At 67.9% G+C, this 22,388-nt stretch carries 24 protein-coding genes; 22 read left to right on the top strand and 2 right to left on the bottom strand.

Going from position 1 to position 22,388, the window contains the following annotated elements:
* Window positions 1-194, bottom strand: a 194-nt coding sequence (locus RDU83_12740) for a hypothetical protein (GenBank protein MDQ7841870.1), incomplete at its 3' end; no start/stop codon positions are given.
* Window positions 195-235: 41 nt separating this feature from the next.
* Here RDU83_12740 and RDU83_12735 point away from each other — a divergent pair.
* From RDU83_12735 to RDU83_12710, 6 genes are all read left to right on the top strand, one after another.
* Window positions 236-2,203: a hypothetical protein gene (locus RDU83_12735; GenBank protein MDQ7841869.1), complete on the top strand. Its 1,968-nt coding sequence runs from the start codon at window positions 236-238 to the stop codon at window positions 2,201-2,203.
* Window positions 2,200-2,724, top strand: coding sequence for a type II secretion system protein (locus RDU83_12730; GenBank protein ID MDQ7841868.1), 525 nt, complete (start codon window positions 2,200-2,202; stop codon window positions 2,722-2,724). Before RDU83_12735 ends, RDU83_12730 begins: the two co-directional genes overlap by 4 nt.
* Window positions 2,725-2,853: 129 nt before the next feature.
* Window positions 2,854-3,942 (top strand): type IV pilus assembly protein PilM, encoded by a 1,089-nt coding sequence (pilM, locus tag RDU83_12725; protein ID MDQ7841867.1) that lies wholly within the window; start codon window positions 2,854-2,856, stop codon window positions 3,940-3,942.
* Window positions 3,939-4,499 (top strand): PilN domain-containing protein, encoded by a 561-nt coding sequence (locus RDU83_12720; protein MDQ7841866.1) that lies wholly within the window; start codon window positions 3,939-3,941, stop codon window positions 4,497-4,499. Before pilM ends, RDU83_12720 begins: the two co-directional genes overlap by 4 nt.
* Window positions 4,496-5,113, top strand: a complete 618-nt coding sequence (locus tag RDU83_12715; protein ID MDQ7841865.1) for a hypothetical protein — start codon at window positions 4,496-4,498, stop codon at window positions 5,111-5,113. Before RDU83_12720 ends, RDU83_12715 begins: the two co-directional genes overlap by 4 nt.
* A gap of 26 nt (window positions 5,114-5,139) precedes the next feature.
* Window positions 5,140-6,141 carry a GGDEF domain-containing protein gene (locus RDU83_12710; GenBank protein ID MDQ7841864.1) on the top strand — a complete coding sequence of 334 codons (1,002 nt, stop codon included), beginning with the start codon at window positions 5,140-5,142 and terminating at the stop codon, window positions 6,139-6,141.
* Between the two features lie 8 nt (window positions 6,142-6,149).
* On the opposite strand, the gene RDU83_12705 is transcribed toward RDU83_12710, so the two are convergent.
* Window positions 6,150-6,848 (bottom strand): hypothetical protein, encoded by a 699-nt coding sequence (locus RDU83_12705; GenBank protein MDQ7841863.1) that lies wholly within the window; start codon window positions 6,846-6,848, stop codon window positions 6,150-6,152.
* A 137-nt stretch (window positions 6,849-6,985) separates the two neighbouring features.
* Between RDU83_12705 and RDU83_12700 the strand changes: the two genes are divergently transcribed.
* The 16 genes from RDU83_12700 (at window position 6,986) to RDU83_12625 (ending at window position 22,365) form a co-directional block, all read left to right on the top strand.
* Entirely contained in the window at window positions 6,986-7,756 is a 771-nt protein-coding gene (locus RDU83_12700; GenBank protein MDQ7841862.1) for a prepilin peptidase, read from the top strand.
* 161 nt (window positions 7,757-7,917) lie between these two features.
* Window positions 7,918-8,571 carry a hypothetical protein gene (locus RDU83_12695; GenBank protein ID MDQ7841861.1) on the top strand — a complete coding sequence of 218 codons (654 nt, stop codon included), beginning with the start codon at window positions 7,918-7,920 and terminating at the stop codon, window positions 8,569-8,571.
* A 76-nt stretch (window positions 8,572-8,647) separates the two neighbouring features.
* Window positions 8,648-10,243, top strand: a complete 1,596-nt coding sequence (locus RDU83_12690; protein MDQ7841860.1) for an AMIN domain-containing protein — start codon at window positions 8,648-8,650, stop codon at window positions 10,241-10,243.
* A 10-nt stretch (window positions 10,244-10,253) separates the two neighbouring features.
* Window positions 10,254-10,694, top strand: coding sequence for a tetratricopeptide repeat protein (locus RDU83_12685; protein ID MDQ7841859.1), 441 nt, complete (start codon window positions 10,254-10,256; stop codon window positions 10,692-10,694).
* A gap of 61 nt (window positions 10,695-10,755) precedes the next feature.
* Window positions 10,756-11,148, top strand: a complete 393-nt coding sequence (locus RDU83_12680) for a hypothetical protein (GenBank protein MDQ7841858.1) — start codon at window positions 10,756-10,758, stop codon at window positions 11,146-11,148.
* Window positions 11,149-11,256: 108 nt separating this feature from the next.
* The gene (locus RDU83_12675) at window positions 11,257-12,363 is read left to right on the top strand and encodes a Xaa-Pro peptidase family protein (protein ID MDQ7841857.1); all 1,107 of its coding nucleotides are present in this window, start codon (window positions 11,257-11,259) and stop codon (window positions 12,361-12,363) included.
* On the top strand, window positions 12,360-12,920 hold the full coding sequence (efp, locus tag RDU83_12670; protein MDQ7841856.1) for an elongation factor P: 561 nt from the start codon (window positions 12,360-12,362) through the stop codon (window positions 12,918-12,920). Before RDU83_12675 ends, efp begins: the two co-directional genes overlap by 4 nt.
* Before the next feature lie 143 nt (window positions 12,921-13,063).
* Window positions 13,064-13,468 carry a transcription antitermination factor NusB gene (nusB, locus tag RDU83_12665; GenBank protein ID MDQ7841855.1) on the top strand — a complete coding sequence of 135 codons (405 nt, stop codon included), beginning with the start codon at window positions 13,064-13,066 and terminating at the stop codon, window positions 13,466-13,468.
* Window positions 13,458-14,378 (top strand): polyprenyl synthetase family protein, encoded by a 921-nt coding sequence (locus RDU83_12660; GenBank protein ID MDQ7841854.1) that lies wholly within the window; start codon window positions 13,458-13,460, stop codon window positions 14,376-14,378. The genes nusB and RDU83_12660 overlap by 11 nt, the downstream gene beginning before the upstream one ends.
* A gap of 1 nt (window position 14,379) precedes the next feature.
* Complete coding sequence (locus tag RDU83_12655) at window positions 14,380-15,189, top strand: TlyA family RNA methyltransferase (GenBank protein ID MDQ7841853.1); 810 nt, start codon at window positions 14,380-14,382, stop codon at window positions 15,187-15,189.
* A complete protein-coding gene (locus RDU83_12650; protein MDQ7841852.1) occupies window positions 15,189-16,055 on the top strand; it encodes an NAD(+)/NADH kinase in 867 nt (288 codons plus the stop codon). Before RDU83_12655 ends, RDU83_12650 begins: the two co-directional genes overlap by 1 nt.
* A complete protein-coding gene (recN, locus tag RDU83_12645; GenBank protein ID MDQ7841851.1) occupies window positions 16,055-17,794 on the top strand; it encodes a DNA repair protein RecN in 1,740 nt (579 codons plus the stop codon). Before RDU83_12650 ends, recN begins: the two co-directional genes overlap by 1 nt.
* An 11-nt stretch (window positions 17,795-17,805) precedes the next feature.
* Entirely contained in the window at window positions 17,806-19,431 is a 1,626-nt protein-coding gene (locus RDU83_12640) for a CTP synthase (GenBank protein ID MDQ7841850.1), read from the top strand.
* A complete protein-coding gene (xerD, locus tag RDU83_12635) occupies window positions 19,428-20,372 on the top strand; it encodes a site-specific tyrosine recombinase XerD (GenBank protein ID MDQ7841849.1) in 945 nt (314 codons plus the stop codon). Before RDU83_12640 ends, xerD begins: the two co-directional genes overlap by 4 nt.
* The gene (locus RDU83_12630) at window positions 20,369-21,544 is read left to right on the top strand and encodes a phosphopentomutase (GenBank protein MDQ7841848.1); all 1,176 of its coding nucleotides are present in this window, start codon (window positions 20,369-20,371) and stop codon (window positions 21,542-21,544) included. Before xerD ends, RDU83_12630 begins: the two co-directional genes overlap by 4 nt.
* Window positions 21,541-22,365: a purine-nucleoside phosphorylase gene (locus tag RDU83_12625; GenBank protein ID MDQ7841847.1), complete on the top strand. Its 825-nt coding sequence runs from the start codon at window positions 21,541-21,543 to the stop codon at window positions 22,363-22,365. The genes RDU83_12630 and RDU83_12625 overlap by 4 nt, the downstream gene beginning before the upstream one ends.
* Window positions 22,366-22,388: the final 23 nt, after the last annotated feature.

The following is a 22,388-nucleotide window of genomic DNA, read 5'->3' as shown; positions in this document are numbered from 1 at the left end:
ACCCGGACGGCCACCCGGACGGCCACCCGGACGGCCACCCGGACGGCCACCCGGACCGCGACGGTGACGCCGACCGCGACCCGGACGGCCACGCGGACCGCGACGGTGACTCCGACCGCCACGGTGACGGCCACCGCCACCGTGACGCCCACGCGCACCGCGACCCGGACGGCCACCGCTACGGAGACCTTCATCAGGTAGCGCTGGATGATGAGATTGGACTGGAGATGACGCGATGAGCATCATGCGCAGGGTTCTTAGAGCCGAACGGGGGATAGCCCTCATCACCGTGATGATGGCGGTCTTCATCCTCACCATAGTGGTGGCCGCGATGGCGGTGGCCACGATGGGCGAGAGCATGCTCTCATTCGACCAACTGCGCGGTCAGCAGGCGCTGGCTGTGGCCGAGGCCGGCGCCTACCGGGCACTGGCCGAACTGCGGCACCGGCTGGCGGTGGATCTGGACCTGCAGATCCAGCAACCGTCGGTTGACAGGGCTAAGGTTCGGAACATCTGCCGCTCCGATGAAGGAACCCCGCCGGATCCCACGTTGAAGATGGTGCAAATACTGACAGACTACGCCTATCCCGTCGCGCTGGCGAGCAGCGACTGGGAGCGGCCCGACCCAGCGACCGCGGTCCTGCGGATCGGCACGCAGGCGGCGCGGATTGCGCTGACCGACCAGGGCTCGGGCGATGCCCTGGGTGATTTCTATGCTACCATTGCCGTCCGGCCGTCGGGCCGGCCGTCCACCTGCCAGATTGACCCCAACAATCCCGAGCAGCTCGTCATGGCGTTCGACTACGCGATCATGTCGGTTGGACGATCCGGCAACGCGGCGCGCACGATTTGCCTGGGTAGCCAGCACGCCGACCGGTGTGCCAACTGGTTCCCGACGGTGAGCGCAGGCTGGCAGGGCAGCTTCTTGCTGAGCGGCGGGGCCTACCACGGGTGGCCGGTGGTCATCGAGAATGCCTCGTACTCCCGGTGGGCGTTGATGCTCCTGTCCACCGGCAACGTATGGCTGTACACCGGCACACAGATCCGGGGGCCGGTGCACTCCAATAACCAGATACGGATCGCGGGGAACCCTGAGCTGTACGACGCGGTAACGCAGCTCAACCCCGAAATGCGCTTCTTCAAGTGCGGCACGCCTGTCAACATCGCCATTCCGTCGGCTAACCCGAACGCCACGCTGAATACGCCTGCCTGCGACAACACCACGGGGACCGTGTTCCGCAGCACCGTCGCGGTGAGTCCAACGGCGATTGCACTGCCTACCAACGCCAACCCCTCGCGCACCTCGATCGGTTTGTCGCCGACCGGCTCGAACTCCACCGACGCCGAGGTGCGCGCGCGCACCTGGGACGACGAGTTTTTCAGCATACCGCCGAACTCAGATGGACTCTACGTCATGGACAACTGCGGATCCCCGGCCTGCGGAGGTATCTATGTGCGGGGGGATGTGCAGCAGATGGTGCTGTCCAGCGAGGGCGGGATGCAGGTGATCCGCCTCTCGGTCCCAAGCGATCCTAATCCGCTGCGGCGGAATCTGAAGCTTGTGATTAACCCTGTTGACAGGGCCATCACCCTGTACTGGGATTATGGCGGTGGAGACACCTGGGCGCAGTCGCGGACCTACGGCCCCGGTACCTTCAATGGCGTCTTCTACACGAGCGGTGCAATCGCGCCTGGCGGCCTGTACGGCACGGTGAACAGGAACATGCGACTCACGGTCGCGGCCGAGAACGATATCCGCATCACCCAGCACATTGTCTACGAGGCGCCGCCGGCCGGGCCCGGGCACAACCCGACCAACGTGCTGGGTCTCTACTCGGTCACCGGCAACGTTACCATCGTCGGGGCAGAGACGCCGAACGACCTCTATTTGGATGCCGTAGTGATGGCACCCAACGGCATGTTCTGGGTAGAGGGTTTTGACTCGCTGCCGGACAAGGGAAGCATCTACTCACTGGGCGGGACGATACAAGGAACCTTCGGCGGCTTCGGCCGCTTCGACCCGATTACCGGATACGGGCGCGTCATGACCTATGACTGGCGGCTGCGCTCCAATGTCGCGCCACCGTTCTTCCCGCTGACGGACATCTACGCCGCGGTGCGCTGGCCAAGCCCAGCGCTGGTGTTCGCCACCGGCGATCCGCTCTACGACCGACCCCAATGGGAGGAGATGGTAGGGCTGTGACCGACCGCCGCGGGTTCTCCCTCGTTGAGTTGGTTGTGACGGTCGCAATCGGTGGGCTGCTGCTCGCCCTGGTGTTCGGCGGGATGAGCATGACCACCAACCGGCGGCTTGTCGGGGCGGCCCGGAAGGTGCTTTCCGACATGCGCATGGTCGAGCAGCGGGCCAGGACCGAGCGGACCTGTTACCGGTTCGTCTTTGATCCCTCCGGGGAGACGTACAGCATCTACCGTTATGAGGGAGCCGTGACCGCGGCGCCCGCCGGCGGGGGCAACCAGTGTACGAACGATCTGGCCTGGTCGGCAGCCCCTGTGGTCAAGGAGGACTCCGCCGACACAGTCTCACGGCGGATGCCGCACGCCGTCAACCTGGTCAGCACGACGTTTCCCAGCGAAGCGCTGACGTTCAGCCCGATGGGCAACAGCAACGCCGGATCCGTCTGCCTGCGGACGCCCAGCGGTCAGGAGCGCTGGATCCGCGTGGAAGTGATGGGACGGGCCGAGATCCTGGACGCCTGTCCGTAGATCGTAGGCATTCGCCCAACGCGGAGCAGGGTTTTCACCGCGGAGCCCGAACTCTCGATAGGATGTGTCGTGCGTGAGGTCCGCGCCGGGGACCGGTCACGCAGCACTAGAAGGGTGGCCGAGACGCCGATGGGCCTTTTCTCATCAACCCCGCAGGCGCACGTGGGCATTGACATCGGCAGCGACGCGCTCAAGGTCGTCGAGCTCGCCGGTTCCTACCGCGGCGGATTCCGCCTGGTAAGGATGGGATCCACACCGGGTCCGCCGGCGGCGATGCACGACGGCGTACCGGTGGCGCCCGAAGAGCTGGGCAGCCACATCCGGGCGCTGCTGGATCGCACCGGGATAAAGACGGACCGGGTAGTCATGGGGGTGGGCGGGCAGGTCGTTACTGTCCGCGAGGTCCGCGTGCCGCCCATGACCAAGACCGAGCTGGCCGCGGCGGTTCGCTACGAGGCCGAGCGCTACCTCCCGTACAACATCAAGGAAGTCTACATGGACTACCAGGTGCTGGGAGAGGCCACCGAGGACGGCCGCAAGATGCTGGACGTGATCGTGGTGGCGGCCCGGCAGGACGTCGTGGACAAGATCGTCGCCGTGGCCGATGCGGCCAGACTGCAGGTGCGGATCCTCGACGTTGAGTCGTTTGCCCTGCTGAGGTCCGCGGTGGGGCCCTCGACGGCTGAGGCGCAGACCATTGCCATCGTGGATTTTGGTTCCGAGGCCTCCGACATCCTGATCACCGAGGGGCCGCGCCTGCGGTTCACCCGAAACATCCCGATCGGTGGCGCGGTTCTGCTCAACGCCGTCCGGGAGGCGATGGACGTGGACGAGGCGACCGCGCGGAGCTTGGTGGAGGAGAAGGGCGAGGTCCTGGAGGAGGGCGCGGCCGCCGACCACACGGCGGAGCGCCTCTACGACGTGGTCGCGCCTCACATCGGAGACCTGGTCACCGAGATCCGGCGCTCGCTGGACTACTACCAGACCCGATCCCGGTCCGTCGTGGTGAACCAGATACTGCTGGCCGGCGGGCTGGCCCGGCTCCGGAACCTCGATCGCACGATTGCATCGGAACTCGGCCTGGCCACCTCGGTGGTTTCCCCGTTCGCGCAACTCAAGGTGAACCCCCAGACGCACCCGGCCGATCGGCTCGCGGCCGTCGGGCCCACGATGGCCGTCGCTGTAGGACTCGCCATGCGGGGAGGTGATGTCAGTTGATCCGCATCAACCTGCTGCCGCGCGTACCTCGTCGCCGCCTGCCGAGCCGGCGGGTTATTGAAGTTGGTCTGCCCCTGGCAGTGGCCGTGGTGCTGATCGTGGCCGCGGTCTGGATGAATCAGCGCAACGCCGGGGTGGCGGCGGATGTGGCCGCGGCCAACAGGGAGATCGCCGAGCTCCAGCCGCAGGTGGATCGCGTGCTCGAGCTCGACCGGCGGATCAAGGCGATGCGCGAGAAAGAGTCGGTCATTGTGGACCTGCTGAAGCAGCAGCTTCCCGCCGCTTCGATCCTGAACGAGTTCCGCCTGCTGATTCCCAAGGATGCCTGGGTGACCTCGCTGAGCGTGCCCGAGCCTTCTTCTCTCAGCATTGAGGGCATGGCGATGTCCTACTATGCCGTGGCGCAGCTGATGGACAACCTGAGCACCGGGCGGCTCTTCCGCGAGGTGGATCTCACCGTTGTCCAGCTCGAGCGCGTTGGAACCAGGGACGTCGTGAAGTTCCAGGTGACCGCGCGTATCGAACGGCCCCAGGCAGCAGGAGGTGACCGCCAGTGAGAGGGTTGAGCCCGCGCGAGCGGATGATGCTGGTCCTCGTGCTGGTGGCCGCCGTGGTCACGGTTTTCTACCTGTTTGTCTACACGCCGGCGGCGGCGCGCTACGCCGATCTGGTCAAGGAACGGGACGTCCGCCGCGCCGAGGTAGTGCGGCTGAAGACCCTTGTTGAGACCCGCGAGGCCAAGGAGCGCGAGTACAACGCTCTGGCCGAACGCATCCGGCTGATTGAGGCCAAGCTGCCGCCCGAGCGCGAGATTCCGCGCTTGATCCGCCAGCTCCAGGGCGTGGCCTCTGAACTCGGCATCCGGCTGAGCCTGCTGCGGCCGGGCGCCACCCAGGCCGGACCGGCCGGAGAAGCGGCGGGCGCCGCGGCCGGGCCCGGGAAGAAGCCTGCCGTCACGGCGGGCCCGCCCCGCTATCAGCTCTTCAGGCTGGACCTGGCGTTTGATGGCACCTACGCCGACCTGATGGCCTTCATGGGCCGGCTGGAGGACTTTCCCAGGTTCATCGTCCTGACGCAGGTGGCGGTCAGCCCCGGGGAGATGCCCAGACTCAAGGTCACCCTGGCGGCCAACACGTTTATTCTTCGCCGAGAGGTCGGGGCGCAGCCGTAGAAGCCGCACCGTCGGAGGGTTCCACGGTGGCGCGGCACCTGTCCAGCCTGCTCGACAGCGAGCAAGATCGTATTGCCATCGCGTGGGCCTCCGCGCTCTCGCGCATGCGTCCGTCGGCCTATGTTTATCGGCCGCTCGAAGAGCTACGGCGGCTGGGCCGTGCCTACCTCGCCGAGCTGGTTTCCTATCTTGACTCAGACGATCCCGTCCGGCTGCGCGAGTTCGTGCACCGCGAGGCCGCGCTGCGCTTCAGCATGGGCTTTGGCGCCGCGGAGGTGGTTCAGGGGTTTGTGGCCTTTCGCGACATCACTAAGGATCTGTGTGAGCAGCTTGTGCCCGGTGGTGAGGATCGGCGCGTTCTCTATCGGAACCTGACCGAGGCCACCGATTTCACGATCGTGGAGTTCGTGGCGTTCTTCAACCACCTGTCCGAAGAGCGGACCGCGGCACAACAGAAGGAGATGCAGGACCTGCAGCGGGCGCTGGTGGACGAGGCGGTGCAGGACGAGGCGACCGATTTCTTCACCGGCCGGTACTTCGACGAGCACCTGGCGGTGGAGGTGAAACGGGCGGCGAGGTATCACCGGGCGTTCTCACTGGTGGTGGTGGACATTGACGACTTCGCGGGACTGCGCGATCGGTACGGCGCCGTGGGAGCGGACGCGACCCTGAGATCGGTTGCGGATGAGCTTCGGGCGTTGACCCGCGACGTGGACATCAGAGCGCGAACGGATGATAAGGCCGAGTTCAGCATCGCAATGCCGGAGACGCCACTGGAGCCAGCCACCGCCGTGGCCGAACGCCTGCGGCTGGCGGTGGGCAAGTTACCCGTGCCGCAGGGTGCTCCGGTCGCCGACTGGCGGTCGCTGACGGCGTCGGTCGGCGTGGGCAGCCACCCGGATCACGGCAGCACTGCCCGCGAGCTGCTGCTGTCTGTCCGCCGTGCCCGCGATCGGGCGCAGATGCTTGGGGGCGACGTTACCATATGTGCCGAGGGCGCAGCACAACCAGGGGACAAGCCGCTGTGATTCGGGCTTTACAGCCGCGTCCGGAGCTGCTCCTGGAGCATCCGGGAGGCCTCGTTCTGGGTCAGCCAAAGCCCGGTCTGATGGTACACAACGTACCTGAGGAATCCTGCCACGGACATGTACTGGGTCTCAGGAGAGAATGGTTTGAGGTTCTCGACGCGCGGCAGCGAGGTGAGCGCGAGGTCTATCTGGGCAGGTGGGGAGGCAAGGGCCGGAGCTGCGGCCGGTGGCGCGGCAGCAGTGCGCGGTGGGTAGACGATGATGACCGAGACCACCACGCCGTCCAGGCCGAAGGCGATGCCGTGCTGGTCGTAGGCGATGCCCATCAGGCCCTCTACCACGGCGTCCGTGAACTGCTGGCCAAAGACGCGACGCACCTCGGCCACGTTGGATCCCAGCGCGATGCCCTCGACGGTGCGCAGCAGGCTGTTGGTAGTGGAGACCGCTCGGACCGCGCCGTCTGCGGCGTACATGTTGAGCCCGTATCGCGGGAACGTGTAGAGCGCGCCGTCGCGAAGGGTTCGCATGTCGGCCGGTTGACCGAGGCGGCCGAGAGTCGCCGACACGGTGCGCCCCAGCGCAACGCCGGCGATGCTCTGCCCGGGAACGATGAGCACCGGCGGCACCGCAGCCGGCTGTTGGGCGATGACCGGCAGGGCCAGTCCGAGGATGACAGCGGTCACGATCATCCATGCTCCACGAGCCATCGCGTGTGCCCCCCATCCCGAGGCCGCCACATCGTCAGGACGCGGCAGCAGTTTCCCCGATCATGTATGTATTCGGCGCGACGGCGCGGATTCCTGCCCCGCGGGCGCACGGGCCGGCCGGGTGCCGGAGCGCGCGCATGAGCGCCTGGGGGCTCGGCGCCGCGGGCCTGGGCGGCGCTGAGATGGCCGTGGTGGCTGCCTTCGGGGCGATCCTTGGGAGCTTCGCCAACGTAGTGATCCACCGTCTGCCCCTTGAGGTCTCAATAGTCTACCCAGGGTCGCGGTGCCCCCACTGCCAGGCCCCGATCCGCGCTAAGGACAACGTACCGGTGCTCAGCTACCTGCTGCTGCGCGGCCGCTGCCGGAGCTGCGACGGCAGGATCTCCGCGCGGTACCCTCTCGTTGAGGTTCTGATGGCCATCTTGGCGGTGGCGGTGTGGTGCGCTTTCACCGGCCCTCTGCCACGACTGGCAGGCCTGGTGTTCGCTTTCCTGATGGTTGTGATTACGTTCATTGATCTCGATCACCAGCTGATTCTCAACCGCCTCACCTATCCGGGCATAGCCGCGGGCCTGTTGCTCTCGGCCGTCCAGGGCCGGGTAGTTCCCGCGCTACTGGCCGCTGCCGGCGCCGGCGCGCTCATAGCCGCGATAGTCGTCCTGAGCCGGGGCGGAATGGGGGGCGGCGACATCAAGCTGGCAGCGCTGATCGGCGCGTTCCTGGGATGGCCGGGCGTGGCGGTTGCCCTCTTTCTCGGCTTCATAGCCGGAGGGGCGGTGGGCATCGGGTTGCTGGCGCTGCGCCTGCGGGGGCGCAAGGATGCCATACCGTTCGGGCCGTGGCTGGCGGTTGGGGCGCTCGCCGCCCTGTTCTGGGGCGAGGCGATCATGGCATGGTACTGGCCGTAGGCCCCGGGTTGGGATCCATGGGGGAGAATTGCAGGAACTCTGCGGGTCTATCCAGCAGGAGTTTGGGGCACTCTGTTGAAGAACGGGTTGTTTGAGGGCGCGGGGAGCCTGCCGGGGCTCTGGTGTACTCTCTCAGACTCAGACATAGCATGGAGGGCTTCATGCGCAGGGTGATAGAGTATCTCCGCGCGCATCCAGTAGTTGCGGTCGCGCTCGTGGTTGGGGTCGTGGGCGGCATCGTCCTGGCTCTGACCGCGCCTCCGCCTCCGCCGACAACTCCTGTGGTTACGCCCGCGGTGCCGGTCGCGGTGGCAACCCCGTCCGCACCCCAGGCCGCGCAGCCGGTACCGACGCCGGCCCCAGCGCCGACGCCATCGCCGCGCGTGGTGGCTGGGCCCGTGGATGCCGGTCGGCCGGATCCCTTTGCGCCGCTGGTGCGCTCCGAGACGGGCGCAGCGGGTGAGAGGCCTGGTCCGGTGCCTCCACCGGCGCCGCTACCACCCCCGCTGTTTCCGGGCCAGACCCCGGAGCAGCCCGGAGCTGCGCCAGGCCCAGCACCGCCGCCCAAGGAAGCCAGTACCGCCGAGCTCGTCGGCATGCTTGGCGACGGCTCGGGCACGGCCATCATCAAGCTCGGCGACAAGACCTACATCGTGTCCCGGGGAGACGTTATCCTGGACAAGATCCGTGTGACGGTGGTCGATATCGCCAAACGGCTGGTCATCCTCGAGCAGGACGGGGAACGTTTTGAACTTAAGATGGGGGGAGTGAGCCACCGGCATGTCGCCGCGACTGCACCGTCGAGCATCTCCTAGGATCCTTACGGGGCTTGCCATAGTTCTGGCGCTCGCACTGGTTCCATCCACGCCCGCGGCGCCACAGGCACCTCCCGTGCGTATTACTCAGGTCGCGGTCAAGGTGTTCGGCGACACGGTCCAGCTTGCTGTCGTCGGCACCGGCGCGCTGACCTACCGGACGCTGCAACTGTCCTCGCCGCCCCGGCTCGTGATTGATCTGCCGGGCGCCGTGCTCGACCAGGCCGTACCGCAGCTACTGGATGTGGACCGCGGCGCGGTTGTGCGCGTTCGGATCGGTCAGTTCCAGGATCGGCCGCCTGTGACGCGGGTCGCCGTGGATCTGACGGCCGCCGTGTCCTTCACGCTGGCAACCAGCAGCCCTGGCGTGCTGGTGGCGAAGTTCGCCGGAGGGAGGACGGCTGCCTCAGCGGGAGCACCTGGCGCGTTGCGACCGGCAGCCCCGCCGATGGCGCCGGCACCTGTGGCGCAGGCTCCGCCTCCACCGCCGCCGCCTGCTGTGCCGCCACCGGCGCCCGCTGTGCCGCCTGCAGCTCCATCCGCGGTCACACCGGGACGGATCACGCTCGAGTTCCGCAATACCGAGCTGGCCGATGTGCTGACCGCCTTGGCAAAGGTCTGCAACATGAACATCGTGACCGATGCCTCGGTGAAGGGGCAGGTCACCGTCCGTCTCGTAGACCTGACCTGCGATGAGTCACTGCGCTTCATCCTGGAGGCCAACAACCTGGGCTTCCGCCGAATCGGCCGGAACCTGATAGTCATGGCCGCGGAGAAGCTCGCCCCGCCGCCTGAAGCGCCCGAAGCAATCACCTATCCTGTAGGATTCGGGAAGGCCGAGGACGTGGCCAAGGCCATAGGTGCGTCCATCAAGGGGATCCTGGTCACCCACGACGCCCGAGTAAACGCGCTTGTCGTGGTAGGGACCGTGGCCCAGCACGAGGAGGTCCGCAAGGTGCTGGCCGGCCTCGACATCCAGTTGCCGCAGGTGATGATTGAAACGCGGGTCGTGGACGTCAGCACCTCGGACCTGCGCAACCTAGGGCTCGACTGGGGGTTGACCAGCATACCGATACTCCAGATCGTGGGTACATTCCCCAACCAGATCACCCTGGGGATAGCCAACTTCACGATCAACGCTGCCTTGGACGCTCTGGTGACCCAGCGCAAGGCCCGCGTGATTACCGCTCCGCGCATTATGGTGGTGGATGGAAACGAGGCCCAGGTGAACCTGGGCGAGGAGGTTCCCATCCCCTCCATTGACTCTGCCGGGCGGCTGACCTTCACCTTCAAGCCGATCGGGGTGATCCTCAAGATCCTCCCCAAGGTCAATCGGGATGGATTGGTGACCACCAAAGTCGAGCCCGAGGTTTCCTCGGTGACCGAGTTCCTCCAGACGGGTTCGGGCCCGGTCCCGCGACTTGCCACCCGCAAGGCCACCACCACGGTGACGGTCCGCAGCGGGGAGTCCATCATTCTGGCCGGTCTGATCAGCGCGGAGGAGCGCAAGCGCGTGCTGAAGGTGCCGCTGCTTGGGGACATCCCGGTGCTGGGTGCGCTCTTTCGGACAACGCTAACGGACCGGCGCGAAACCGAGGTCATCTTCGTGGTGACCCCGCACATCATCGCGCCTCAGGGAGCGGCGGCCCCGGCGGTTACCCCGCGGCCATAGTGAGATGACGATGCGCCTGATCGCGACGGTTTTCGCAGTCGTTGCACTGCTGATGGCGGGGCTGCCGGCACAGGCGCAGGCCCTGCCGACGTTCGATACTTCCCGGTTGTATGCGAACGAGGCAGCATTCGCACGGGCGATCCAGCCCTACCAGCAGGCGATCGCCGCGAACCCACGCAACGCCCGGGCACACTACTGGCTGGGATACGCCTTCCTGTACGGCTACCGGCTTTCTCAGACGGGCACGGCCCCGTTTGCATCGGGGTACCTGGTTAAGGCGGTGCCGCCGCTGCAGGAGGCGATCAAGCTCGACCCGGGCCTGCTGGCGGCCTACATGGCGCTGGCGGATGCCTACTGGTTGATGGGAGAGCTGGACAAGGCCGAAGAGGTAACGCAGCGGTTGCTCAAGCAGACCCGGCCGGGGTGGTTTGGAGCAGCGCCCAGGCCGTAGGGTAGCCAGGCACGGCGCAGTACATCTGGACGGGATTCGGTCAGGAGGCGGTGATCACATCGTGAATGCGGTTTCTCTCCGTGCTGGGCTTGTTGTTCTCCTCGTAGCCGCTGTGGCGGGTTGCGGCGTGACGATCGGCGGCGCCCCAATACTCGTGTCCCCACCGAACGGACACACGTTTGCGTGCGCCGCCCCCGGGCAGGCCTACCTTTTCACGTGGGGAGGCGTGCCCAACGTCATCAACTACATCCTGCACATAGAGGCAAACGCCGCGCCCTACCCCATTGTCTTCAACGCGACCATCGCGGCTCCGACAACGACCCTGGCGGTTACGGACGCGCAGTTGCCGTACTGCGGCGACACCTTCCGGTGGCGGGTCGGCGCGACGTTTACCAGCTCACCCACGGCCTGGAGCGGCTACTGGACGTTCACGATTCTACCCGCGCCGCCGTAGGGCAATCCCGCATCCGCGGGGCCGGGCAAGGCGTGAAGGGCGGGCCATCTGGCCCGCCCTTCGCCTGTTCCGCAGAGGCGGTGATTGAAAGGAACCCGCGCCTGCGGTATGCTACGGCTTGTGTCGTCCGCTCCTGATGATCTCCACATTGAGCGCCTGACGCGCCTGCGGGCCCGGCTCGAGTCCGCCGGCCTTGACTCGGCCGTCCTGACCAGGCCCCAGAGCGTGACCTATGTCTCGGGGTTTGCAGGGTCCGCCGGGATCGCCGTTGTCTCGATGGCCGGGGCGCACCTGGTGGTGGACTTTCGGTATTACGATCAGGCCGCGGCTCAGGCGCCCGGGTTTGCCATTGAGCGGGCGACCGGCCCGCTGTTGGATGCGGCGGCCGGGGTACTGGGACGGCTGGGAGCGCGGCGGGCCGCCATCGAGGAGGAGCACCTGCCGATCGGCTCGTTCCGGCGCCTGCAGGCGGCAGCAGATTCCATTGAGATAGTACCGGTCGAGGGGCTGGACCGGATCCGCTGGCAGAAGTCGCCCGAGGAGATCGAGGCGATCCGCCGGGCGGTGGAGGTGGCGGAGGCGGCGTTCCATGAAGTGCTGCCCGCGATACGGCCCGGCGTCACCGAGCACGAGGTGGCGGTTGCGCTGGAGCACAACCTGCGGCGCCGTGGTTCGGAGCGGATGCCCTTTGACCTGATCGTCGCATCGGGTCCGCGGTCTGCGTTGCCGCACGGCGTTGCCTCGGATCGGATCATCGGCGCCGGCGAGTTCGTGACCGTGGACTTCGGCGCTGTCGTAGACGGTTATCATTCGGACTGCACCCGCACCGTCGTGACCGGGCCGGTCTCGGACCGGCACCGGGAGATCTACGCCATCGTGCTGGCCGCGCAGCGGGCGGCCCTGGCCGGGTTGCGCCCGGGCATGACCGGGCGCGAGGCCGACGCATTGGGCCGATCGGTCATCGAGGCCGCGGGCTACGGCGACGCGTTCGGTCACGGCCTGGGCCACGGCGTCGGGTTGGCCGTGCACGAGGGCCCAACGCTCTCGCCGCGCGAGGCGGCGGTGCTGGCACCGGGCGCGGTGGTGACCGTGGAGCCCGGGATATACCTGCCCGGTTGGGGCGGGGTACGCATAGAGGATCTGGTGGTGTTGACCGATGGTGGGTGCGAGAATCTCACCCGGCTTCCCAAGAACCTGCACGAGGTGACGGCGTGATCTCGACGAACGACTTCCGGCCGGGTGTGGTGGTCACGCTCGACGGCGACCTGTACGCGGTCGTGCAATCACAACACGTCAAGCGCGGCCGCGGCAGCGCGTACGTGCGGGCCAAGATCAGAAACCTCATGACCGGTGCGATAACCGAGCGCACCTTCAACGCCGGTGAGCGCGTGCCCCACGCGTATCTCGATCGACGGGAGATGCAGTTCCTCTATCACGAGGAGGAGCAGTACGTCTTCATGGACCAGCAGTCCTACGAACAGGTGACCCTGGGGATGGACCTCCTGGGAGACGCCACCCTCTACTTGAAGGACAACACCGTGGTGACCGTGGTCCATTTCGAGGATCGGCCTATCGCCGTGGATCTTCCCAACTCGGTTGACCTCGCGGTCGCCGAGACCGCTCCGGGGTTTCGCGGAGACACCGCTTCCGGGGGATCTAAGCCGGCGCGCCTGGAGACCGGGGCGATGATCCAGGTGCCGTTTTTCGTAGAGATAGGCGACATCGTGCGGGTGGACACGCGCACAGGGGAGTACATCGAGCGCGCGAGGTAGCACCGGCGGGTTCCCCTCTGCTCCAGCGGCTGATAGAATACTGTCGTGGCGGACCACCCACGGACGCAAGCCGTGTCGCATCCCACGTACCGGTCACCCGGCCGGGGTAGCGGCCACCGGCCCCCGGCGGGTGGTCGTTTCTCATGAAGATGCGGCGGCGGTCCCGCGAGATGGCGCTCCAGGTGCTGTTTCAGCACGACGTCGGCCGCCTGCCGGTAGATGAGGCGCTGGCGATCGCGCGCGGCGGCAGCACCGGGGCCGAGTGGCCCCTGGTGGAGGCGCTGTGCACCGGCACCGCCCTTCACATCGAGGAACTCGACCGGGTCATCGAGCGCCACCTGTCGGACTGGACGCTCGGCCGGCTGGCCAGCGCGGATCGCGTGATCCTCCGGATGGCCCTCTATGAGATCAGGCACCTGGGAACCCCTCCCGGCGTGGTCATCAGCGAGGCCGTGGAACTTGCCAAGCGGTACGGCACCGGCTCCTCCGGGCGGTTCGTCAACGGCGTGCTCGGTGCGATAGTCCGCGAGGGGATTTGTGCCGGGTGATTCCGCGGCCTACCTGGCGGCCCGCGGCCCGCGCATCGAGGCCGCGCTGGAGGCCGTAATGCCTCCGGATGGAGTTCTTCCCGGCCCCCTGCACGAGGCGATGCGGTACAGTCTATTCGCCGGGGGCAAGCGGATCCGGCCGCTGCTGGTACTGGCCTCCGCCGAGGCCGTGGGCGGGGACATTGAGTCGGTCCTGCCCGTGGCCTGCGCGGTGGAACTCATACACACCTACTCACTCATCCACGACGACCTGCCCTCCATGGACGACTCAGCCCTGCGCCGCGGGATACCGACCTGCCACGTGGCGTTTGGCGAGGCGCTTGCCATCCTGGCGGGCGACGCGCTCCACGCGCTGGCCTTTGAGCTGGCCGCACGAACGGCCGAGCGCGCCGGAGCCGCGGCAACGTTACGTGCCATACAGGAGATCGCCGCAGCCATCGGGACTCAAGGGATGGTGGGCGGGCAGGTGTTGGACCTGCTGGCCGAGGGCCGGCCGTCCCTGGGGCGGTTTGGGGCGTGGCCGGCGGACCGCCGGCAGGGAGTGTACCTGATTCACCGGTGGAAGACCGCCGCGCTGATACGCGCCTGCGTGCGCTCGGGCGCGATCCTCTCTGGGGCCACCGCTCTGCAGCTCGCCGACCTTACCGCGTGCGGCGAGCACCTGGGCCTGGCTTTTCAGATCGTGGATGACATCCTGGACGAGACGGGCGACAGCGGGGTGCTGGGTAAGGATACCCACCGTGACGCTACCGGCGACAAGCTCACTTTTCCTCTTGCCTTTGGCCTCGAGCGGTCGAGCGCCGTCGCCCAGGAGGAGACCGGTCTGGCGATAGCGGCTCTGGCTGGATGGGGGGAATCGGCGGACGTGCTGCGCGGCCTGGCGCACACGCTGCTGGTCCGGGAGGGTTAGCGTGGGTGCGGGGCGGATGCGGTTGGATCTGCTGGTGACCTCGCGGGGGCTCGCGCCCAGCCGGCACCAGGCCGAAGCCGCAATCCTTGCCGGGGAGATCTTCGTGGAGGGGCGGCGGTTCGACAAGCCCGGTACCCGGGTGGCAGAGGATGCCGGCGTGGAGCGCCGGTCGCGGACGCCGGCGTACGTGAGCCGCGGGGGCATCAAGCTGGCCGCGGCCCTGGACGCGTTCGGGATCGATCCCTCAGGCCTGATTGTATTGGATGTGGGCGCGTCCACCGGCGGGTTCACCGACTGTGTCCTGCAGCGTGGGGCGGCGCGCGTCCATGCCGTGGACGTGGGCCGGGGGCAGCTTCACTGGCGGCTCAGGCAGGACGCCCGTGTGGCCGTCCTGGAAGGCCGCCACGCCGCGCGGCTGGAGCCGGGGGATCTAACCGAGGCGGCCGACCTGGCCACCGTGGACTGTTCTTTCATCTCGGCGCTGAAGGTGTTGCCGGCGGTATCGCGGCTGGTGCGGCCCGGCGGGCGGATTCTGGTTCTGGTGAAGCCGCAGTTTGAGGCCGGGCCGCGTGCGGCGCCGGGCGGGGTGGTGCGCGATCCCGCGGTGCACGAGGCGGTTCTACGACGGTTCACGAGCGGTGCCCGTGAGATGGGGCTCGCCGTGGAAGGCATGGTGGCATCCCCGATCCTCGGCCCGCAGGGCAACCGGGAGTTTTTCGTGGCACTCCGCAACTCGGACCAAGGCAGCGCCGATGATCTTGAACAGGAGATCCTCGGCGTGGTGCGTTGCCCGGTAGGGGGAGGGGCCTGATGCGGATTGGAATCCTGGTCAATCCAGCCCGGTTTGGCGGTCAGCCGCAGGCGGCCGCCTTGCTGCACGAAGCCGTCGAGCGTCTGCTCGCCCGGGGCGTTGCCGTTAAGGTGAGCGCTTCAGTCGCATCCGGCGCCGGCTGGCCCGACCTGGCGGCAGCGGACCCGGCCCTGGTTGAGGATAGCGATCTGCTCATCGTCCTGGGCGGGGACGGTACGATCCTCTCCTCGGCGCGCCTGGTCGGGGGCCGTGTGCCCATGTTGGCTGTGAACACGGGCGGATTTGGCTTCCTGGCGGAGCTGCCTTTGGATGAGCTGCCGGAAGCCGTGGAGGAGATTACCTCGGCCCGCTTTGCGATTGATGAGCGCACGATGCTGGAGGCGGAGATCGTGGGCGAGGCCGGCGTGCGCGAGCGCGCTCTCGCGCTAAACGACATGGTGGTCTCAAAAGCCGGTCTCACCCGCTTGGTGCGCGTAACCACATGGGTGAACGGCGAGCACCTCTCGACCTATCCGGCCGACGGGGTCATCGTGGCCACGCCGACAGGTTCCACGGCCTACTCGCTGTCGGCGGGCGGGCCCATCGTCCATCCCCAGGTGGACGTGATCGTGATAACGCCGATCTGTCCCCACACCTTCACCGCACGCCCGGTGGTGGTCTCGGGTGATGCCACCATTGCCGTCGAGACCGCCGCGGGTGTTACCGAAGACGTGCGGCTGAACGTGGACGGTCAGGAGAGCCACCCGCTGTCTGTGGGGGAGCGGGTTGTGATCCGGCGCGCGGCCCTGCGGACCCGGCTCGTACGGCTGGGCACCCGGAGCTTCTACGGCGTACTGCGGACGAAGCTGGGGTGGGGAGAGCGCTAGTGCTGCTGGAGCTGCGGATCCAGGAGTTCGCCGTGATCGAGTCCGCGGCCATCGAGTTCGGTCCTGGTCTGAACGTCCTGACCGGGGAGACGGGCGCCGGCAAGTCCATCATCGTGGACGCGCTGACCGCTGCGCTGGGCGCGCGTGTGGGCGGCGATCTGGTCCGCACCGGCGCGAGTGCGGCGAAGGTCGATGCCCGCTTCGCCGTTGACCAGGATTCGGCGGTGCGTAAGTATTTGACCGAACAGGGCATGACGGACGATGAGCTGGTCGTGACGCGCGAGATCGCCTCGGACGGCCGGTCCAGGGGGTGGATCAACGGCCGGCCATCCACCATCAGCATGCTGAGGGATCTCGGCGACATGCTGATCGAGGTGATGGGACAGCACGAGAGCCAGCGGCTGCTGCGGCCGCAGACCCATCTCGACGTGCTGGACGCATTCGGCGGCGCGACGCTGGTCTCGCTGCGGGCGGAGATCGCTACCCGGGTCGCCCGGCGGAGGGCTCTGCGCGCAGAGCAGGAGGAACTGGTCGCCAGCGAGCGCGAGCGCCTGCGGCGGATCGACCTGCTGCGGCATCAGGAGCAGGAGATCGACGCCGCACGGGTGCAGCCCGGGGAGGAGGAGGCGCTGGCGGTCCGCCGCGCGCGGCTGGCGAACGCGGAACGGCTGGCACAGGCCGCGGCCGGCGCACACGCGGCGCTGTATGAAGCCGAGGAGGGCGCCGCCGTGGACCGTCTCGGACAGGCCCGTGCGGCGCTGCGGGACGTGGTGGCGATCGATCCGACACTCGGACCGCTCGCCGAGCGAATTGAGTCGCTGGCCAGCGAGCTTGCCGACGTGGCGCGCGCGCTGACCGACTACCGCATCCGGATCGAGGACCGGCCCGAGGAGCTGGAGGCCGTCGAGGGCCGCCTCGCCCTGCTCCAGACCCTCCGGCGGAAGTATGGGGGAACGCTGCGAGAGATCCTGGCGGTGCGCGAGCAGGCCTCCGCTGAGCTGGCGAAGCTCGATGCCAGCAATGCCCGCGTGCCGGAAATCGGCCCGGAACTGGAGACGCTGGAGCGCGAGCTGGTTGAGCGCTGCACCCGTCTCTCCCGGATGCGCAGCGAGGCCGCGGGCCGGCTCGAGGCGAGCGTGGCGCGCGAGCTCGGCATGCTGGACCTGAAGCGCGCCAGACTGACGGTGGGCCTCGGCCGCGAGTCCGATCCCAACGGGCTGCCCATCGGTGAGGATCGCGTGGCCGTGGGGCCCTCGGGGATCGACAGGGTGGAGCTCCTGCTGGCCGCGAACCCGGGTGAGGAGGCGCGGCCGCTGTCGAAGGTCGCCTCGGGCGGGGAACTTTCGCGGGTGATGCTGGCGCTGCGGCACGTGCTGGCCGCGTCGGGCGACGTGCCGGTCGTGGTGTTCGATGAAGTTGAGACCGGGATCGGCGCACGGACAGCCGGCGCGGTTGGGCAGGTGCTCATGGCCGCGGCGCGGACCCGCCAGGTGCTGTGCATCACGCACCTGGCCGAGATCGCCAGTTTGGGTGAGCAGCACTACTGGGTCACGAAAGAGGTGATCCGCGGCCGCACGATCGTGAAGGTCCAGGCGCTGGCCGGCAAGGATCGCGTCGAGGAAACCGCCAGGATGCTGTCGGGCCGCATGCCGACGCCGATCGCCCGCGAGTACGCCACCGAACTGCTGGCGCAGGCGCGGCGCAAGCGCGCGGCAGGCGCGACGCCAAGAAGGGCCTGAGGAGGAAGGTCGTGACTAAGTACATCTTCGTTACCGGAGGCGTAGCCTCCGCGCTGGGCAAGGGAATAACCGCGGCCTCGATCGGGCGGCTGCTGAAGAGCCGCGGGCTGCGGGTGACGATGCTCAAGTTCGACCCGTACGTCAACGTGGACGCCGGCACCATGAACCCACACCAGCACGGTGAGGTGTTCGTGACCGACGACGGCGCCGAAACCGACATGGACTTGGGTCACTACGAACGCTTCATAGACGAGAACCTGGGCCGCGCCAACAACACGACCACAGGGAAGATCTACAACGCGGTCATCGCGCGCGAGCGCCGCGGGGAATACCTGGGAGGCACGGTCCAGGTGATCCCGCACGTGACCAACGAGATAAAGGACGAGATCCGCTCGCTGACCGCCGCCACCGGGGCCGATATTCTCATCACCGAGGTGGGCGGGACCGTCGGCGACATAGAGAGCCTGCCGTTCCTGGAGGCGATCCGGCAGTTCCGCCGTACCGCGGGCGAGCAGAACGTGATGTACATACACGTTTCGCTGGTGCCGTACCTGCGCGCCGCCGGCGAGTTGAAGACCAAGCCGACCCAGCACAGCGTGAAGGAGCTGCGCAGCATCGGCATCCAGCCCGACGTCATCGTCTGCCGGACGGAGCGGCCGCTGAGCCGGGCACTCAAGGAGAAGATCGCGCTGTTCTGCGATGTCGAACCCGAAGCGGTCATCCAGGCAATCGACGCGCGCAGCATCTACGAGGTGCCTCTGATCCTGGAGGAGGAAGGGTTGGGCCGGATCATCCTCCGGCGGCTGGAGCTCGACCTGCCCGAGCCCGATCTGGCGGAGTGGCGCGCGATCGTCGGCCGGGTGCTGCATCCGCAGCGCAACGTGCGCATCGGTCTCGTGGGCAAGTACATGGGGGTCGAGGACTCCTATGTCAGCATCGTCGAGGCGCTGCGGCACGGCGGGGTGGCCAACGACTGCGGCGTGGAGATAACGAAGCTGGACTCCGAGCAGATCGAGGGCTGGGGAGATGCCGACCTGGCCGCCCAACTCGCCCCCCTGCACGGGCTGCTGGTGTGTCCCGGCTTCGGGGCAAGGGGGGTTGAGGGCAAGGTGCGGGCCATCCGGTACGCGCGCGAGGAGGGGGTCCCGTTCCTGGGCATCTGCTTCGGTCTCCAGTGGGCCGTGGTCGAGTTTGCCCGGCACGTCTGCGGGCTGGAAGGAGCCAACACCACCGAGGTTGATCCGCAGACGCCTCACCCGGTTATCTCCCTGCTGGCCGAGCAACGAGGAATCGCCGATAAGGGCGGCACGATGCGGCTGGGGCGGTATCCCTGCCGCATCACGCCTGGATCCCGCGCCTTCGAGGCATACGGCGGCGTATCAGAGGTGGGGGAGCGTCACCGCCACAGGTACGAGGTGAACAATGCGTACAGGCAGATCCTGGAAGAGCGCGGGATGCGGGTTACAGGCATCTTCCCGGAACAGGACCTGGTGGAGATAATCGAGTTGCCCGATCACCCCTGGTTCGTGGGGACGCAGTTCCACGCCGAGTACCGGTCCCGGCCCAACCGCCCGCATCCGCTCTACGGCGCGTTCGTGCGCGCCGCGCTGGAACGGAGCGCCGCCGGTGAGGAATGAGCGGGGATGAGGGCCGGCCGCCGGCCATGGAAGCGGCCGGCGAGGCCTATCTGAACTACGCGCTGGCCGAGCGCGGCCTGGCCCGGAACACGGTCGAGGCCTATGCTCGGGACCTGGCGGATTTCTCGGCCTTCGCTGCGCGGCGCGGCGTGACCGAGCCCACCGCCGTGCGTCGCTCGACGCTCACCCTGTATCTGCTCTCCCTGCGCCGGCGGGGCCTCGCGCCCAGCACTGTGGCGCGTCGCCTGGCGGCCATTCGTGGCTGGACAGCCTTCCTGTTGAGGGAAGGGCAGATCGCGGACGACCCCGCGCTCGATCTGTCGCCGGCCAGGCGCGCGCACCGGCTGCCCGCCGTCCTGACCGTGGACGAGGTTGAGAGGATCCTGAGCCAGCCGCGCGGAGAGGACCCGGCGTCGCTGCGCGACCGGGCCATTCTGGAGATTCTCTACGCGGCCGGGCTGCGGGTCGGTGAACTCGTGGCCCTGGACGCGGGCGACGTACACCTGTCCATGGAGTACGTCCGGTGCGTGGGCAAGGGATCCAAGGAGCGCATCGTGCCCATAGGATCGCAGGCGGTCAACGCGACGAGGAACTACCTGGTCCTGGCGCGTCCCGCGCTTGCCGGACGCCGCGCCGGGACGGCCCTGTTCCTAAACAGGCGGGGCGGCCGGCTGACGCGGCAGAGCGTTTGGGCGGTGTTGAAGGGCTATGCCGCGCGGGCCGGAATCCGGAAGCCGTTGAGCCCGCACACCCTGCGCCACTCGTTCGCCACGCACCTGCTCGACGGCGGCGCGGACCTGCGCGCGGTGCAGGAGATGCTGGGCCACGCCAGCATCGTCACGACCCAGATCTACACGCACCTGACCCGCTCGCGGCTGCGCGAAGTTTACCGCCGTGCCCATCCACGCGACCAGATGACGATCGGGCGCGCCGCGCCATGAGGGCTGTCGTCCTTGTGCTCGATGGGTGCGGGATCGGCGCCCTGCCCGACGCGGCCGCCTATGGCGACGAGGGCAGCAACACGCTGGTCAACACGGCGCGGGCGGTCGGCGGGTTGCGCCTGCCCTTGCTGGAGCGCCTGGGGCTGGGAGTGCTGGACGCGATCCCAGGCGTGACCCCTGTTGGCGACCACGAGGCGGCCGTGGGTGTTCTGCGTCCGTGCTCCCCGGGCAAGGACTCGACCACTGGGCACTGGGAGCTGGCCGGGCTGGTGGTCCGGAGGCCTTTTCCCACCTATCCGGAGGGATTTCCCGCGGACCTGATACGGGCATTTGAGCGGCAGATCGGTCGGGGGACGCTGGGCAACGTGGCGGCTTCGGGTACCGAGATCATCGAGACCCTGGGGCCACAGCACCTGCGCAGCGGGGCGCCGATCGTGTACACATCGGCCGACAGCGTGTTCCAGATCGCGGCTCACGAAGCGGTCGTGCCGGTCGAGCAGCTCTACGAGTGGTGCCGGATCGCCCGCGGGCTGCTGGCGGGCAAGCATGCCGTCAGCCGGGTAATAGCGCGGCCGTTTGTGGGTGAGCCGGGCGCGTTCGTGCGCACCGACCGCCGCCGTGATTTTTCACTGCCGCCGGTGGGTCCGACGGTGCTCGACGCGCTGGCCGACCGGGGCATTCCGGTGGTGGGCGTCGGGAAGATCGAGGACCTGTTCGCCGGCCGCGGCCTGGCACGCTCCGTGCACACGCACGACGACGCCGACGGCATCACCCAGACCGTCGCTTCGGTCAGGGATATGGAGCACGGGCTGGTGTTCACGAACCTGGTGGAACTGGACACCGTCTACGGCCATCGGAACAACGCCGAGGGTTTTGCGCGGCACCTCGAAGCCGTTGATGCGCGCCTGCCCGAGATCCTGGGGGTTTGCGCGAGCGGCGACCTGGTGGTGATCACCGCCGACCACGGCAACGACCCGACCACGCCGAGCACCGATCATTCGCGCGAGCAGGTCCCGCTGCTGGCGTGGCGGCCCGGCTTACCCCCTGGCCGCCGGCTGGGGGTGCGGGAGAGCTTCGCCGATCTGGCCGCCACCGTGGCCGAGGCCTTTGCAGTACCCTGGAGTGGGCCGGGGAAGAGCTTCTGGACGGCATTGGAGGAGGGACACGGATGAACTGGGCGGCGCGCGCGAGAGAGGCGGCGCAGGCGGTGCAGCGCCATGCGGCAAGGGCACCGGAGGTGGCAGTGATCCTTGGGTCGGGATTAGGGGCGTTGGCAGATGAAGTCTCCGCCGACGCCATCCTCGCCTACGGCGAGATCCCGCACTTCCCTAGCCCCGGCGTCGAAGGGCACGCCGGGCGGCTGGTCGTGGGTACCCTGGAGGGCCGCTCGGTTGCGGTTATGCAGGGCCGGGCGCACTTCTACGAAGGCCTCACGATGGCCGAGGCGGCCTTCCCGGTGCGCGTGCTGCGCGCGCTGGGCGCCCGGATCCTGGTGGTGAGCAACGCCGCCGGCGGGCTCAACCGGCAGTGGCACACCGGGGACCTGATGGTGATCTCCGACCACATCAACTTCATGGGCGCCAACCCGCTGATCGGACCCAACGATGCCGAGTTGGGCCCGCGGTTTCCCGACATGTCCGCCGCGTACGACAAGGAGCTCATCGCGGTGGCCGAGGCCGCGGCCCTCGATCTCGGCATACCGCTGCGCAAGGGGATATACGTCGGCGTCACCGGACCGTCCTATGAGACCCCGGCGGAGCTGAGGATGCTGACCCGTTGGGGGGCGGATGCCGTGGGGATGTCCACGGTGCACGAGGTGATCGTGGCGCGGCATGCCGGGATGCGCGTGCTGGGGCTGACCGCGATCACCGACATGGCCACCGGCGAGGTCGTTGGCCAGGTCTCGCACGAGGAGGTACTCGCCGTGGCGCGCGATCTCGAGCCCAGGTTCGTTCGGTTGACCCGGCGCATCATCGCGACCCTGCGCGCGTGAATCGCCGGCCTCCTATGCGTGTT

This window comes from bacterium (assembly GCA_031082185.1).
Classification (GTDB): Bacteria; Sysuimicrobiota; Sysuimicrobiia; order Sysuimicrobiales; family Humicultoraceae; genus VGFA01.
Note: the sequence above shows the minus strand (reverse complement) of the source record. Positions and strands in the feature narration are given on the sequence as shown.

Excerpts from the sequence above, each read along its gene's own strand:
- RDU83_12735 (MDQ7841869.1), top strand. The coding sequence starts at position 236 with ATGAGCATCATGCGCAGGGTTCTTAGAGCCGAACGGGGGATAGCCCTC.
- RDU83_12630 (MDQ7841848.1), top strand. The coding sequence starts at position 20,369 with ATGAGGGCTGTCGTCCTTGTGCTCGATGGGTGCGGGATCGGCGCCCTG.
- RDU83_12685 (MDQ7841859.1), top strand. The coding sequence starts at position 10,254 with ATGCGCCTGATCGCGACGGTTTTCGCAGTCGTTGCACTGCTGATGGCG.
- RDU83_12700 (MDQ7841862.1), top strand. The coding sequence starts at position 6,986 with ATGAGCGCCTGGGGGCTCGGCGCCGCGGGCCTGGGCGGCGCTGAGATG.
- nusB (MDQ7841855.1), top strand. The coding sequence starts at position 13,064 with ATGAAGATGCGGCGGCGGTCCCGCGAGATGGCGCTCCAGGTGCTGTTT.
- RDU83_12675 (MDQ7841857.1), top strand. The coding sequence starts at position 11,257 with ATGCTACGGCTTGTGTCGTCCGCTCCTGATGATCTCCACATTGAGCGC.
- RDU83_12650 (MDQ7841852.1), top strand. The coding sequence starts at position 15,189 with ATGCGGATTGGAATCCTGGTCAATCCAGCCCGGTTTGGCGGTCAGCCG.
- RDU83_12695 (MDQ7841861.1), top strand. The coding sequence starts at position 7,918 with ATGCGCAGGGTGATAGAGTATCTCCGCGCGCATCCAGTAGTTGCGGTC.
- xerD (MDQ7841849.1), top strand. The coding sequence starts at position 19,428 with ATGAGCGGGGATGAGGGCCGGCCGCCGGCCATGGAAGCGGCCGGCGAG.
- RDU83_12705 (MDQ7841863.1), bottom strand. The coding sequence starts at position 6,848 with ATGGCTCGTGGAGCATGGATGATCGTGACCGCTGTCATCCTCGGACTG.
- pilM (MDQ7841867.1), top strand. The coding sequence starts at position 2,854 with ATGGGCCTTTTCTCATCAACCCCGCAGGCGCACGTGGGCATTGACATC.
- RDU83_12625 (MDQ7841847.1), top strand. The coding sequence starts at position 21,541 with ATGAACTGGGCGGCGCGCGCGAGAGAGGCGGCGCAGGCGGTGCAGCGC.